General features: G+C 53.7%; 14 protein-coding genes. 5 read left to right on the forward strand and 9 right to left on the reverse strand.

From position 1 onward, the window contains the following. Positions 1-117: 117 nt before the first annotated feature. Genes ribF through ispH form a run of 5 tightly spaced genes read left to right on the forward strand, consistent with a single transcriptional unit; the run spans position 118 to position 5,886 of the window. Positions 118-1,086 (forward strand): bifunctional riboflavin kinase/FAD synthetase, encoded by a 969-nt coding sequence (gene ribF / locus VOI14_RS10020; protein ID WP_323751911.1) that lies wholly within the window; start codon positions 118-120, stop codon positions 1,084-1,086. A gap of 34 nt (positions 1,087-1,120) precedes the next feature. Beyond that, a complete protein-coding gene (gene ileS, locus VOI14_RS10025) occupies positions 1,121-3,940 on the forward strand; it encodes an isoleucine--tRNA ligase (RefSeq protein ID WP_323751912.1) in 2,820 nt (939 codons plus the stop codon). Beyond that, the gene (lspA, locus tag VOI14_RS10030) at positions 3,940-4,464 is read left to right on the forward strand and encodes a signal peptidase II (protein WP_323751913.1); all 525 of its coding nucleotides are present in this window, start codon (positions 3,940-3,942) and stop codon (positions 4,462-4,464) included. The genes ileS and lspA overlap by 1 nt, the downstream gene beginning before the upstream one ends. A gap of 4 nt (positions 4,465-4,468) precedes the next feature. Then, positions 4,469-4,921, forward strand: coding sequence for an FKBP-type peptidyl-prolyl cis-trans isomerase (fkpB, locus tag VOI14_RS10035; RefSeq protein WP_323751914.1), 453 nt, complete (start codon positions 4,469-4,471; stop codon positions 4,919-4,921). Between the two features lie 11 nt (positions 4,922-4,932). Then, positions 4,933-5,886, forward strand: coding sequence for a 4-hydroxy-3-methylbut-2-enyl diphosphate reductase (gene ispH, locus VOI14_RS10040; protein WP_323751915.1), 954 nt, complete (start codon positions 4,933-4,935; stop codon positions 5,884-5,886). 30 nt (positions 5,887-5,916) lie between these two features. Here ispH and VOI14_RS10045 read toward each other — a convergent pair whose 3' ends face one another. From VOI14_RS10045 to VOI14_RS10085, 9 genes are all read right to left on the reverse strand, one after another. Continuing rightward, the gene (locus tag VOI14_RS10045; protein ID WP_416361406.1) at positions 5,917-6,342 is read right to left on the reverse strand and encodes a type IV pilin protein; all 426 of its coding nucleotides are present in this window, start codon (positions 6,340-6,342) and stop codon (positions 5,917-5,919) included. 38 nt (positions 6,343-6,380) lie between these two features. Further along, positions 6,381-6,743 (reverse strand): hypothetical protein, encoded by a 363-nt coding sequence (locus tag VOI14_RS10050; protein ID WP_323751917.1) that lies wholly within the window; start codon positions 6,741-6,743, stop codon positions 6,381-6,383. 34 nt (positions 6,744-6,777) lie between these two features. Next, positions 6,778-10,218 carry a pilus assembly protein gene (locus tag VOI14_RS10055; RefSeq protein ID WP_323751918.1) on the reverse strand — a complete coding sequence of 1,147 codons (3,441 nt, stop codon included), beginning with the start codon at positions 10,216-10,218 and terminating at the stop codon, positions 6,778-6,780. Between the two features lie 70 nt (positions 10,219-10,288). Then, on the reverse strand, positions 10,289-10,798 hold the full coding sequence (locus VOI14_RS10060) for a pilus assembly PilX family protein (protein ID WP_323751919.1): 510 nt from the start codon (positions 10,796-10,798) through the stop codon (positions 10,289-10,291). Beyond that, positions 10,798-11,859, reverse strand: coding sequence for a PilW family protein (locus tag VOI14_RS10065; RefSeq protein ID WP_323751920.1), 1,062 nt, complete (start codon positions 11,857-11,859; stop codon positions 10,798-10,800). Before VOI14_RS10065 ends, VOI14_RS10060 begins: the two co-directional genes overlap by 1 nt. Positions 11,860-11,927: 68 nt before the next feature. Beyond that, positions 11,928-12,404 (reverse strand): type IV pilus modification protein PilV, encoded by a 477-nt coding sequence (pilV, locus tag VOI14_RS10070; protein ID WP_323751921.1) that lies wholly within the window; start codon positions 12,402-12,404, stop codon positions 11,928-11,930. Further along, positions 12,401-12,883, reverse strand: coding sequence for a GspH/FimT family pseudopilin (locus VOI14_RS10075; protein ID WP_323751922.1), 483 nt, complete (start codon positions 12,881-12,883; stop codon positions 12,401-12,403). The genes pilV and VOI14_RS10075 overlap by 4 nt, the downstream gene beginning before the upstream one ends. A 125-nt stretch (positions 12,884-13,008) precedes the next feature. Beyond that, entirely contained in the window at positions 13,009-13,581 is a 573-nt protein-coding gene (locus VOI14_RS10080) for a GspH/FimT family pseudopilin (protein WP_323751923.1), read from the reverse strand. Positions 13,582-13,697: 116 nt separating this feature from the next. After that, on the reverse strand, positions 13,698-15,077 hold the full coding sequence (locus VOI14_RS10085) for a sigma-54 dependent transcriptional regulator (protein WP_323751924.1): 1,380 nt from the start codon (positions 15,075-15,077) through the stop codon (positions 13,698-13,700). Between the last annotated feature and the right edge of the window lie 24 nt (positions 15,078-15,101).

Here is a 15,101-nt window from a genome sequence, read left to right on the forward strand (position 1 = left end):
GTCTTCACGATTTTTACCACACCCGCGACTGGGGTATAATCGCGCGTTTTCTCACCAGTGCATGTTCCTTAGGTGTATGCACCTCAAAGCCAGCTGGCAAGTATAGGTTTGCAGTAGATGCGTCTGATCCGAGGCCTCACCAATCTTAAACGCCTGTCCGTGGAAGCGGACTCGCCGCTCGTCGATGGCTGTGTTGCAACCATTGGCAATTTTGATGGCGTGCATCTGGGCCACAAAACGATTATCGAGCAGGTGCGGCAAAAAGCGGTGGAGCTGGGTGTGCCGTCGGTGGTGATGTTTTTCGAGCCTCAGCCTCGAGAGTTTTTTCAGGGTAACGAAGCGCCACCGCGGTTGATGCCGTTCCGTCAGAAGTTCGATGCTCTGTTGGCTGAAGGTATCGATATCGTGCTGTGCATCCGGTTTGATGAAACCTTCCGCAGCTTTTCTGCGATGGATTTCATCGAAAAGGTACTGATCCACGGTTTGGCGGTGCGTCATTTGGTGGTGGGTGATGATTTCCGCTTCGGCTGTGACCGAGCCGGCGATTTCCGGCTGCTGGAACAAGTAGGGCGAGAGCACGGTTTTACCGTCGAAAATACCCGTACCGTGACGGTTGATGGTGAACGTGTCAGCAGCACTCGGGTTCGCAAGGTTTTGAATGTGAACGGTCTTGAGGAAGCGGAGCGCCTTTTGGGGCACCCCTACCGGATTCGTGGCCGGGTGGTATACGGTCGCCAGCTTGGGCGTCAGCTGGGTGCGCCAACTGCGAATGTCTTGCTGAAGCGCATGCCCGCATTGCGTGGTGTCTACGTCGTACGAGCGCGCCTTGAAACGGGCGAGTGGCAAGACGGCGTGGCGAATATTGGACTTCGGCCAACGGTGGACGGCAAGCGGCCGGCACTGGAAGTGCACCTGTTTGACTTTGCTGGCACACTCTACGGCCAGCATTTGAGTGTTGTGTTCCGCCACGGCCTGCGGGACGAAGTGAAGTTTGATTCTGTTGATGAGTTACGGCAACAGATCGCTCGGGATTTCGAGCATGCCCGGGCCTGGCTGGCGGACAATCCCGTCAAGCCAATTAACTGATTTAACTGACCAACCAAAGAGTGCGCACACAAACATGAGCGACTATAAGCATACCCTGAATCTGCCGGAAACCGCCTTTCCCATGCGCGGTAACCTGGCCAAGCGTGAGCCGGATATGCTCAAGCGCTGGCAGGATCTCGATGTCTACGGCAACTTGCGCAAGCAGCGCGAAGGCCGGGAAAAATTCATCCTGCACGATGGCCCTCCTTATGCAAACGGCAGTATTCATATCGGGCATGCGGTCAACAAAATTCTGAAGGACATGATCGTTAAGTCCCGCAGCTTCATGGGATACGACGCGCCTTACGTGCCGGGCTGGGACTGCCATGGTCTGCCCATCGAACACAAAGTTGAGCAGGAAATTGGTAAAGCCGGCGTCAAGGTGGACTACAAAACCTTCCGCCAGGCCTGTCGCGATTATGCCGTCAAGCAGATTGACGGTCAGAAAGCCGATTTCATCCGTTTGGGAGTTATGGGTCAATGGGATAAGCCCTACCTGACCATGGATCCGAAGGTTGAAGCCGGTATTGTTCGCGCTCTCGGAAAGATCGTGGCCAAAGGCCATCTGGTTCGTGGTTTCAAACCGGTTTACTGGAGTGTGGTTGGTCAGTCCGCACTGGCAGAAGCCGAGGTGGAATATCAAGACAAAACCTCTACCCAGATTGACGTGCGTTTTACCGCGGTTGATCAAGCGGGCGTGCTTAACGTGTTCGGCACCGAGGAAGGTGAGGGTCTGGTTTCTGTTGTTATCTGGACCACCACGCCATGGACCATCCCGGCCAACCAGGCCGTTTCTCTGGGCGCTGATCTCGAATACGCTCTGGTGCAGGTGGATGCTGGCAACGGTCCGGAGCGGATGATCCTAGCGACCGACATGGTTGCGGGCATCATGGCCCGTTGGGGCGTGGAAGATTTCCGCGTACTGGCCAATGTTGCTGGCTCTGCGCTTGAAAACCAGCTGCTGCAGCATCCGATCTATGACAAGCAAGTGCCGGTGCTTCTCGGTGACCACGTATCGCTCGATGCGGGTACTGGCGCGGTTCATACTGCGCCAGACCACGGTATGGAAGACTTTGAAGTGGGCAAGGCCTACGGCATTGAGACCATTAATCTGGTCAAAGCCGATGGTACCTACACTGACGCGGCAGGCGAATTTGCCGGCATTCACGTATACAAGGCTGATGAGCCAGTCGGCGCCGCGCTGGAGCGTGAAGGCAAACTGGTACGCGCCGAGAAATTCCGCCACAGCTACCCGCACTGCTGGCGCACCAAAACACCGCTGATCTACCGTGCGACACCGCAATGGTTTATCAGCATGGACAAGCTCAATTTGCGCGACGATGCGCTGGAAGCCATCAAAGGCATCCGCTGGGTGCCGAGCTGGGGGCGGAACCGAATTGAAGCCATGTTCCAGCAGAGCCCGGATTGGTGTATCTCCCGTCAGCGCACCTGGGGAGTGCCGATCACCTTGTTCATCCACAAGGAAACTCAGGACCTTCACCCGAATACCCAGGAACTGATCGAAAAAGTGGCGCAAGCGGTCGAAACCGATGGTATCGACGCTTGGTACGACATCGATCAAAGCGAATTGCTGGGTGACGAGGCAGACCAATACGACAAAGTGCTTGATACTCTGGACGTTTGGTTTGATTCCGGTGTGACCCACGAATCCGTGCTGCGAGTACGTGAAGAGCTGGGCCAATTCCCGGCCGACCTTTACTTGGAAGGCTCTGACCAGCACCGAGGCTGGTTCCAGTCGTCCCTGAAAACGTCCATCGCTATGAATGGCGTAGCGCCGTATAAGCAGGTGCTGACCCACGGTTTCACAGTGGATGGCAAAGGGCACAAGATGTCCAAGTCCATGGGCAACGTAATTGCGCCTCAGGAAGTGATGAACGAATTGGGTGCCGACATCCTGCGTTTGTGGGTATCCGCCACCGATTACAGCGGCGAGATGACGGTATCCAAAGACATCTTGCGCCAGACCGCAGACGGTTACCGCCGGATCCGGAACACCGCCCGCTTCTTGCTCAGCAACCTGAGCGGCTTTGACCCGGAACAGCATATGGTGGCGCCGGAAGACATGATCGGCCTCGACCGCTGGATGGTGGACCGCGCCCTGCAGCTGCAAAACGAGTTGCAAGAAGACTATGAAAACTACGCCTTCCTGCGCATCTACCAGAAGGTGTACAGCTTCTGTGAAGCGACTCTGGGTGGCTTCTATCTGGACATCATCAAAGATCGCCAGTACACCACTCAGGCCGACAGCTTGGCACGCCGATCATGCCAGAGCGCACTGTACCATGTGGCAGAAGCGCTGGTACGCTGGATCGCTCCGATTCTCAGCTTTACCGCGGATGAAATCTGGCAGCACCTGCCCGGCAAACGTGGCGAAACCGTGTTCTACGAAACCTGGTACCAAGGCCTGACGGCACTGCCGGAAGACGCCGAGCTGGGCCGTGACTACTGGCGCGAAATCTACAGCGTAAAAGAGGCGGTCAACAAATGCCTCGAAGACGTTCGTGCCCGTGGTGACATCAAAGGCTCCTTGAGCGCAGAAGTCACCTTGTACTGTGAAGGCAGTCTGGCCGAGCGCCTGAACTTCCTGGGCGAAGAGCTGCGTTTCGTGTTGATCACCTCCGAAGCGACGGTCAAGCCGGTCAGTGAAGCGGAAGGTGCTGAACAGACCAGTCTTGAAGGCTTGATGGTGAAAGTGACCCCGGCCACTCACACCAAGTGCGAGCGCTGCTGGCACCACCGTGAAGACGTGGGCCAGAACGAGCAGCACGCCGACCTATGTGGCCGTTGTGTCAGCAACGTGGAAGGCTCGGGCGAAACCCGTGCCTACGCTTGATGGACACTGTAATGGTTGATGAGCGAGAAGGCACCAAGCTGAAGTGGTTATGGCTGGCGGTTTTGGTGATTGCGGTGGACCTTGGCACTAAAGCTATGGCCACCGCCATGCTCACTTACGGCAATCCGGTACCGGTGATTCCCAGCTTCAACCTGACCCTGTTGCATAACACCGGCGCGGCCTTCAGCTTTCTGGCCGACGCCGCCGGTTGGCAGCGTTGGTTTTTCGTAGCTCTGGCCTTGGTCGTCAGCGTGGTTTTGACTGGCTGGCTGAAAAAGCTCAAAGCCAGCGAAACCTGGACCGCCATTGCCATCGTGCTGATATTGGGCGGCGCCATCGGTAACGTATACGACCGTGTCGTTCACGGCTACGTGGTCGACTTCCTGCACTTCTACTGGCAGGACTGGCATTTTCCGGCCTTCAACCTGGCCGACACCGCCATCACCATCGGCGCAGCCATGATGATACTCGACGTATTCCGCAAGCCCGCTGAAGACAGCGGGGATGCCGACAGGAGTAATTGATCCTATGAACGACTTGCCAATCGACAAGGGCACCCGGGTAACCCTTCATTTCGCCCTCAAGTTTGAAGATGGCGAAACGGTGGATACCACATTCGGGAAAGAACCGGCTACTCTCGAAATCGGCGACGAAAACTTGCCAGAGAATTTCGAAGCGTATCTGATGGGCTTGAAAGCCGGAGACCAAAAAACCTTCGAAGTGCCGCCCGAAAAAGCCTTTGGTCAGCACAATCCCAACAACCTCCAGACCTTTAAACGCCACGAATTCAGTGCCGATATGGTGTTGGAAAAGGGTGTGGTGATTTCCTTCGCTGACGCACGGCAGCAAGAACTGCCCGGCGTGATTAGCCGTGTGGAAGGGGATGAAGTAGAAGTCGACTTCAACCACCCGCTCGCAGGGCGTACACTAAGTTTTGAAGTACAGATCATCGATGTGGAGCCTGCTGGGCCAACACACTGAAAGGCGAAGATATGCAAATCCGATTAGCAAACCCCCGCGGCTTCTGCGCCGGTGTCGATCGTGCGATAGAAATCGTGAATCGCGCGCTCGACGTCTTTGGTGCGCCTATCTACGTGCGCCACGAAGTCGTCCACAATAAATTTGTGGTTGATAACCTGCGCAATCGGGGAGCGGTGTTTGTTGACGAGCTGCACGAAGTGCCTGATGACACCTTGGTGATCTTCAGCGCCCACGGCGTATCTCAGGCTGTTCAGAACGAAGCCGCTCGCCGTGGACTGAAGGTCTTCGACGCCACTTGCCCGCTGGTCACCAAGGTTCACATGGAAGTCATGCGCAACAGCCGAGATGGCCGGGAATGCATCCTTATTGGCCACCATGGCCACCCGGAAGTTGAAGGCACCATGGGTCAGTACGACCATAGCAACGGCGGCGACATCTATCTGGTCGAAGACGAAGGTGACGTTGAGAAACTCGAAGTCAAAGACCCTGAGCGCCTCGCCTACGTGACTCAAACCACGCTCTCCATGGACGACACTGCCCGGGTGATCGACGCGCTACGCGCCAAATTCCCGAACATCGAAGGCCCCCGCAAAGACGACATCTGCTACGCCACCCAGAATCGGCAGGACGCGGTGAAGCAACTGGCCGGCGACTGCGATCTGATGCTGGTAGTGGGCTCACCCAACAGCTCCAACTCCAACCGCCTGCGCGAGTTGGCGGAACGCATGGGCACCCCGGCCTACCTGATCGATGAAGCTGCGCAGATCGACAAGCAATGGCTGGAAGGTAAGCAAGCCGTCGGTGTGACCGCCGGTGCGTCTGCTCCTGAAGTGCTTGTGGCTGATGTGATTAACCGCTTGAAAGAGTTGGGCGGGGAAGAGCCGCAGGAGATTGCGGGGCGGGAGGAGAATATTGTGTTTTCTATGCCGAAGGAGTTGAGGATTGATGCGGTTGAGATTTCCTGAGTAATCACAACCGCATCAATCCGGGTGACATTACCAACAGTTGGCCTTGGCCGCGCCTCGGGTCCCCTGTTCGTCAAGTGATAGAGTCCCGCAGTCATCGTTAGCCTGGGCGCCGGTAGGAACCGCTTGTAGCGAATAGCCGCTTCTTGTCACTGCTCCGTCAAAACTTATGTTGTAGAACGCAGTTCCGGTTTGTGGGGACTGATCGAAAGGCAAGGTGGGGGCGTTTCCTGCGTCGCGATAATCAAACCCATTGGAGTATCTGCGCTCCATCCATTGCGCAAGTTCGAGAAGATCTGATTTGGCCGCCGTGCGCCGCGTCTGTTCCACTTGGTTTTGGTAAGAGGGAAAAGCGATGGCGGCAATAATTCCAATGATCGCGACAACAATCATTAACTCTATCAGCGTAAAACCAGCATCCCTTCTAGCAAGGTTCTGTGATCTCTGTCCTATCATTTCAGCCATTCTGTCTCCTTGTTGAAAGCGCATAGTCTTCAGTCTACTTCGCTATCAATCGCGATGATGCGTGGTGTACTGTTAATCGATCCTGGTGCTAACTCGAACTTAATCCTCTTACCGGAATCTAGTTCGCTAGCTAGTCGTTCCCACGACCAGTTGGCACCATTGAACTTAATGACAGTCGAGACTTCTACTAACTCGTCGTCGATCACCAACTGGCGTTGTTCTGCATCCACTCGGTCAAGAGTCCCGGTATAAATTTGTTGTTGGAACTCTTGACCTTCGGTGGCGGGGGACTGCAGAGTTTGCTCTGCCATCACCGGTGACGCTAGGCAAAAACTTAGCCAGGTTGCGGTCACAGTAATAGTGTATTTTGACTTTAAGGTCTGAAAGTTCATAGATGGCAACCTCTTATGTTGCGGGAAGCAGCTCCTAACGGAGCTGTTCCCAAGTTTGTCTGCCGATGCTGTTGTCAAGTGCTTTGCCGCACAGCGCGGTATCGCATGGGTCGTCTTTATCGATTTGTTCGGGGTCGATGATGAATGCTTCTCTGTCGCCATCTGCTATGCTGCGGATTTCAGCACCCTGACCAACATTGATGCCGCTGGGCGCGCCCTTGTCGCCTGAGCTACCGCTGAAGGAGATCGTATCTGTGTTGGTGAATTTTCCATCACTGTCGAGGTCGAAAACAGGGTCCTCTGGAGCGCCGCCACTCAATAACTTAAGGTCCATAATAAACCCAGTCCGACCGCTACCACAGGGGTCTGAATCCGGAATTAAGGTGCTGAACCTTACCCGGTCGGGAAATATGCCGAAAGGAAGGTTTGGCCGGCTGATTACTCGCTCACCGGTTTTGTCGCCGTTATAAATAAGATCGAGATACCAGCCATGCTCATTACTAAGCTGGTTGCTGGAGGTTTCTCGAACCGTGTAGATGTTGTTGCCGGAGCCATCTGCTCTGGCTACTTCTACTGATTTTTCCTCCGTAATCGTTTGCGCCAAGAGGTTGCCCCGGGTGAGGTTTCTTTGCGTGAGATCGTCACGAATGGCGTAAAGTGATTGAACCTGATCAGTGGTATCATCTCCGCTTTGGATGAAACTGCCAGTTCCGAATAACAAAACGAGTTCGTCTAAGTCGGACGGGTTGATTGTAAGTCGAGGAGCAGTGGTGATTGGCTGGACGACTCCGTTAGGGTCCTTAGCGGTGAAAAGTTTGGTGGCAGACCAAGAATTGCTGTTGTTCTTGCCCGCAAAATCAAAGCGCCAGATATTGCCCTTCAGATCTCCGGCGTAGGCATATTGGGTAATTGCGCCTTGATCTGGTAAGTTCGTGAGAACCGGAGTGGCAAGGCCGTTAGAGTTCCCTACGCCGCCAACGCCTGTCGTGATCTGTTTTATGAGTGCGCCTGTGGCTAAGTCCACTACGAACAAGCTGGCGGCTTGGTCATCACCATTGTATCCATTGCCGAATATCGCTGCCCAATCTCCGTTTGGTAACCGTGCAATTTCAGCTTCGCTGACACCATACCCCAAATCAGGATGGCTAAACTCCCACAAGACACTGTTTTCATCCGTCTGTGTCGGGTCAGTCACGTCGAGGGCAAACACGCTACGCCCACCTGCACCCATAGTTCCAACCAGCACAGTTCGCCATTGTTTGCTGCCGTTGACATCAATATGTGCATCTAGCGCGACGGGGGTTCCATCCAGATAGTAGCGATGGGTGTAATTTGACGAAATTAACTGTGAAATCTCGGCATGATTCGCTCCAGTGCGAGGGGACAGCAATTCTCCCGGCATGTAGGCAAACAGCTCTTGACCCGTTGTCGTATCGAAAGCGTGCAGCATGCCATCATTAGCGGCAACATACAGGGCTTTGGTACGGTTCTGGTAAGTGCTCTGAGAACGATAGGTTGAATAGCTGGTACCTTCCTGGCCCGGAAGTCGGCTAAAGCCATAGTTGGAATTACTCACGAACAGTGGGTTGGCATTGATAATGTCGCCCAACAGACGCTGTACGGTTTCACCGGACTCGTTTGTAAAACTCCGGTCACGGAAGCGCGAATGGGCGTTGGTGTCTCCGCGCAGCCAGTTAATACGGTTGCTTCCGAGGTTGTCAGATTCGCCGGCGTTATCAGGATCTGCGTTGAGCGCTGCGATCTGTGTCGAGGACAGGTCTGTTATGGTTTTGAGTTCAACGGCGTTCGTTCCGTTGTGGGTAAAAATATTTCGGTTTGCTGGCAGAGTATTGCGTAGCTGTTCCTCTGCGTCCCAGATTTGTAGTCCTTGGTCAAAGTTGTAGCCAACCAAGGTCCCACTCCAGTCAGCGCTGCGGAATCCCGCGAAGAAACCAGCCGAGTCGGTTTGGAGCACAGCGGAGCTGACTGCAGCGGCAGATGCTGATGTCTCAGCGCGGGCAATGACCGTATCAAGAAAACCCGCAATTTCCTGCGAGAACTCCTCTGGGCTTTGAGCACTTGCAAAACCGCCCCTGCCATTGACTGCAGCGTGTAGTAGGTCGTCTATCTTTGCTGAGCTGTTAGAGGGTTGCGGCCAGTTGATAGTGGTGTTTTCGTTATCGATGGCTGCAAAAGCATCAGCCTCGTTGATGGATCCTTCAACCCCTAGGCCGATGGTAAAGGTTGTCATGTGCTGCCAATAAGCCTCATCGATACCGGCCGTTGGGACCTTGTTATCGAGGTCGGTGCGCAGATCTGTCTTCCAGTAATGCATGGCGACGTCCGCGAGTGTGTTTGAGTGGGTGTCACCGAACGGAGATTTGACGTTATAGGCATAATTTGTACCCGATGGGTCGGGGTTGGAATGAGCCGGTCCAGGTGAGCCATCGGCATTTCCAACCGATGGATTGCTGCCGTTCCATATACCGTCAGTCATCAGAATTGTATAGCTTGGGCGGCACTCAACGTGGGAGTTAGTGTCATTAGTTCCAGGTATGTTTCCCCAAGGGCCTCGATTATCTGTTCGTGAATAGTATTTTCCTGCGTCTTCAAGGGCACTCCGCAAAGGGGTGCTCCCACTTGGATTTACGCCCTGTAGCCAGTCTAGGAATTGTTGGCGGCGTGTTGCCGTAAAGGGACGGACGCCGCTGATAACCGTGTTAGTGTAGAGCGCACCATCTACGTTGTTGTAGTTCGAGTTGATCGTGCCATAGCCAACTCGGATATTTTCCGGCAGATCGAAGAATGCTTCGGAGATACCTGCTCGGGCTGCAAAATGGCGAAGCCGATAATAGGAATACCAGTTGGCAAAGTTTTGTTGTTGATCTGCACTTTCGTCTGTTAGGAAGACGAGCGAGTAACAGCTTTGTTGCTTAGGGTTTGTCTCACAAGATGTCGATGGATTGAAATTGAAATAAAAGCCACCATTTCCAAAATAGTATCTATTAGTTAGGAATCTTGTGTTCAGATCAACTGAGCCGGTCTTGTTGTAACCATTAGTCCAAGCTGCGGCAAAGTTAGCATTGTCCATCCGCCCGGTGCCATCGGGCTTGTAAGGCGGTTGATAGCTGGTGTTTGGATTGTAGTAAACAGTGTTTACTTTGCTGCTGTAGTACCACGGTCTGTTAGTTTCGCGTTTGTTTCCTGATAAATTTCTAAATCTACCATCTGAGCTCCAGAAGATATTCAATTCATTTTTAATACTGTCTGGCATGTACTCCCAGCCCATGGACCCCGAGTCGTCGTATATGAACATCAGGTTCGGATCTACTGACTCTTTCAGGAACACAGGAGCTGATGCCATATTCACATTCGCCAGTGCGGCTTCAAACGTGGCGAAAGATAATGTCATGGCCAACAAGACGTGATTGAGTCGGCCCAGAGGACGGAGAAATGCGGGTTTGGTATGTTTCATCTTTTCTTCTCCTTTAGGAGAGCACAATTTGGTAAAACTGAGTTCCGTCAGCGGGAGCGCTGTGGTCCATTCATTCTGGTGGTAACAAAACGGTTGTTTGCAATACGCTGATAGCATCGGGGCTGCCGCCCTCGGCTCGGCTGGTGATCAAAAACCGGGTAAAACAGGGCTCAGTTGGGTCAATTGGGCAGATGTCAGCAAGTCGCGCTTGATGGTAGACCGGTTCGCTATTGACCTGAGATCCCCCCACGCCGATACCGGATGCGGCCGGATTGGCGCCGTCCCAGTCCCAAGGCTCACTCATTAGTTGTCTGGCTTCCGCAGCTTGGCGGGTGGCTATGGTGTTCATTATGTCCTGTTCGGCCTGTCTCAGAGCCGTTTCAGCTGACTGGAATGAAATGGCCGCATCTTGCGCATTGCTTGCCATTCGTTCTTGCAAGACCGATCCTTGCATTCCAGCGATGGCAAGCAGTGAAACCAACAGGAGCATGATAAGAGCTACGATCAAAGTGGCGCCGCTTTGATGGTTTGCGATGTTGTTGCGGTTGGATCGAACGATTAATAAGTGCGTGGTGGTCATTACATTCGACCTCTCAGGTGACTGGTGTTAACGGAAATCAGTCTGACGCGTCGGTCTCCGTTATTGCCTTGACTGACCTCGCTTCCTAGCATGTTGAAGTTGCGAGAGTTTTCTTCGAGCAAGACTTCGTTTTGGCTGCGAGTCATAGCCGACAAGCGAATACTTGTTACCTGAGTCCAGTCGTCAATCAGGTTGGCCGATTGATAAGCGTCAGCGGCTCTGCTTCCCCCCGTATCCACTCCGTATAGAAACTGCAGGGTTTCCACTCCTGACACCAATTCCTGGGGAGTTTGCAGGGGGGTTATGAGACGCCTGAAAAGGGCAGGCTCCCCGTTTGTTCCTATCCCAATGTAATAGGCCATGGATGTGAATTCATACAATCGGGTTTCCGAGTCGTAGTTCAAGTTGAATTGGTTACCATTATTGCCGGGTTCGATGTTGCCTCCGGCCATGACAATTGCGCTGGCATTAGCGTTATTGCTCTTTTGGAAGAGCTCACCACGGGAGCAGTCCCCTTGTGTGGCGATAATCAGTCGACCTGCGTCTAGACCTGATCGTGCGGCGAGATTAATGCTATTACCGTTTTGAGGATTGCCGGATTTGAGGGGTACGTCGAGAGGTGTTATTGCATTGATAATGATAACGTCGGAATTGGTAACCACAGATCCCTCAAGCGCAACAGGCAGGCTGGTTCCGCCGGTTCCCGATGCCCAGTTAGCTGCATCAGGAGTGGCGAGTCCGCTGTCTAGGGTCACGCTGTCTCCCGGTGAGGTGCCTGTATATTCCCAGCCTTGGACGGCCTGGTCTAGTGGGACCAAAAGCCCGCCATTCAGGCGGTTGTCTACAACTTGGTCCATCGGCCTACCCATGGCAGCTAAGCAGCCAAAGGTTCCGGCGGAGCGTAGGTCTGGAGTCAGTATGGCAGATACAAAACGCGCGCTTTCCTGTGCATGAGCCAAGCCCTGTGTCTGTCGGTAGGTGTTGCTACCGCTCAGATAAATTTGGATGACACCGAGGGTTAGAAGTAGTCCCAGCGCAGTAGCGATTAAGAGTTCGATCAAGGATAAGCCTGACTGTGTAAATGGCACCCGCTGAACGACGCATCGGTTTTTTTTGCCTACGGAGTGTTTCAAATCTGAGTCCTCACGATCACGGGGTTCATGTTCGGGTCGTTCTGATCCCAGTTGATTGTCACGGTTACCCTGTTGTTAAGGACTTCAATTGTGCGTTGAGCCTCGGGAAGCAGGCAGGATAGGTTGTTTTCCCATTCCGCGATGTCGTTCTGTGCAACGGTGCCGTTAGCTGGGACAAAATCAGTATCGCAGTTTCCATTATCTGCGCCTTGAGCGTCAGCTTGGGCGAGAGCATAGTCGGCGGGCGCGTCTGAATTGGCGCGGATGCGGTCGAGGAGGTCTTCTGCCAGCAGTACCGCTTGGCTGCGGTTCTGCGACTGACCGTTCATTTGCAGGGATACGACCTGCATGGAGGCGACACCGAGAATACCAATCCCTAAAATCAGCACCGCAACCAGGATCTCAATGAGACCTAATCCCGCTTGTGATGCCTTCATCGAGTATGAGCGGATGCAATGGATGTTGTTGCTCATGGGCAGGCCTCGTTTTGTATTTCTATTCGTCCAACCGGGCTGATTCGAATTCGCCTCAAGCTGGTATCGTCTTTGACACAGTCCGCAGGAGCGATAGTGAGGAACTGGGCCTCTTGAGGCACGAGAAAGCCGCGGCGGTCGAAGACAAAGTCACTTGTTGATTCGGTAAAGGCCAGGTCGTCCGGCGACTCAAATTCTCGGATCTGGTCTGCGGCACAGGAACCGGTCGCATCGCCAGCATGTATGCACCAGCCACTAGAAATGTCCCCGCCAGTGCTTAATGTTACGTTTGTGCCTCGTTTGATGGCCTCAGATCGAGCAAACTTGAAAGAAGAAGTGATCAAGTTTGTTCCCGAGGTAAGTTGGTTGGCATCGATAAGCCGCCCGAACCCTGGAATCGCCACCGTCGCAATGATGACAAGAACTGCCATGGTTATCATAAGTTCGATAATTGTGAATCCAGACGTTTTCTTGAGCATAGGATGTCCTGTCGGTAACTCTCATTTGAAGTAAAGCAAATTGAGTAACGAGAATCATCCGACCCGCGATAAGCGGTCGTGTTTATGGGGCGACTGGTCTTTCGAATGTGGAAGTGTGAGTGCCTTCACATTGGTAGACAGGATACTCGGGCTCCCCAAGGGAGCCGAAGATCCCCGTCATCGTCGTCATCGTGAAGTGTCCTCAGGCGCCCACCAATATTAAGAGCGATATAGCTCATAGTTGTGGAGCCATTAGGCTGTTCAGTGCAGGCGATAAGGCTGCCCATGCTTCCATGGCTCATGCCGTTTGGGCCGATCTGAAAGTACCCCTTGCCGGCCGTTCGTGACTGCAACGTTGTACCGCGATGAAGTAACTCGAAGGTTCGATAAATTTTACCGTTATCCGGTTGTTGATCGTTATCTCCGTCAGGAAATACGGACACTGAGGCAGACCAGTCATTCGTGCAGTTCAGAGTAGGGGATAGAGGGCAAATGGTCGTGAGTGTTTTTTGGTGTATGGCAAAGGAGCGAGCGGTCGCGAACATTCTGTGGATGTCGTTGACAGTACTTGTGTGTCGTGAAGCCGCAATTAGTTGGTTCCATGATGGGATCGCGATGCCGACAACCACAGATATGAGTGTTAGGGTTGCCAGCAACTCGACCAGAGTAAAGCCTCTGGCTGTAGCGCTGATTTTCATAGGGGCACGTCCATGTCGGAATTTTAAAAGGCTCTGGGCATCCTGCCGAGCGCGCCAGTAAGATTACGTGAATAGTTCCTGTTCGTCAGAAAACTCGGTGATTAATGAGAGTTGGATCACTCCATCCCCAACTTCTTCAACCGATACCGCATCGCTCGAAAACTAATCCCCAAACGCTTAGCCGCTGCAGTCTTATTCCACCGAGTAGCCTCAAGCGCCTTCTCAATGGCCTGGCGTTCGATAGTCTCAAGATAGCCTTCCAGATCAATCTCTCCTTCGGGCACTACACCCGATAAGCCTTCTCCGCTGCTCTCGGGCTCTCTGGCGGCGTTACCATGGGCCATGCCTCCGCCTAGGTGCAAGTCTTCTGCATCAATACGGTCCTCATCGCATAACGTAAAAGCGCGCTCCAAAATATTCTCCAGCTCACGGACGTTGCCCGGAAAGTCGTAACTTTTCAGTCGGTCAATCGCGGCCGTGGTGACGGTGGCGGGATCGCACTCGTACTCGCCCGCAATACGCTCAAGAATATGTTTGGCTAATATGGGAATGTCGACTGCGCGTTCCCTGAGGGCAGGGACTGCCAGCTCAATCACGTTGATGCGATAAAATAAATCCTGACGGAAGTCGCCCGCCAGTACCAACTCGGGTAGGTTCTTGTGGGTGGCGCTGAGCACACGAATGTCCACAGGAACCTCTTTGGTATCGCCAACGGGGCGTACGGCTTTTTCCTGGATAGCGCGCAGGAGTTTTACCTGCATGGCGAGAGGCAAATCAGCCACTTCGTCCAGGAACAGGGTGCCGCCATCGGCACTGCGGAACAGGCCATCTTTATTCTCAACGGCACCGGTGAAACTGCCTTTTTTATGCCCGAAGAATTCGCTTTCCATCAGTTCTGACGGAATTGCGCCGCAGTTAACGGCGACGAATGGTGCGTCAGCGCGCGGGCCTTGCAGGTGGATCATTCTGGCGACCAGCTCTTTACCACTGCCGGATTCACCGCTGATAAAAACCGGAGCCTGGCTGCGGGCCAGTTTACGGGTTTGGTTTCGGAGTTTGCGAATTTCCGGTGAGTTGCCGAGTAGCAGGCCCGGCTCGTCGGTTTCGGGTGTTTGCGGAGCTTTAGGTTCGGACAGTTTTAGAGCGCTGTTCACCAGTTCTCGTAATCTGGGCAGTTCCACCGGTTTGGAAACGAAATCGAAGGCGCCGGCTTTAAGCGATTCAATGGCGGTGTCCATGCTTCCATAGGCAGTGATAACCGCAACCGGTGTGGCGGGACTATGTTGTTGGATCCACTGCACCAGCTCGATGCCGTTGCCGTCTGGTAGATTCATATCCGTCAGACAGAGTTGGGGGCGATGCTCCTCCAGTATGGCGCGCGCGCTGGTCAGGTCGGCTGCGGTATAGGTGGTGATGCCCATGCGCCCCAGAGTAATTTCCAGAAGACTCCGGATGTCCGGTTCGTCGTCTACGATCAGCGCTGTTTGATTGCTCATGGTCTGTTGCCGGTTCCCTGTTGA

The organism is Marinobacter sp., assembly GCF_034669625.1.
Classification (GTDB): domain Bacteria; phylum Pseudomonadota; class Gammaproteobacteria; order Pseudomonadales; family Oleiphilaceae; genus Marinobacter.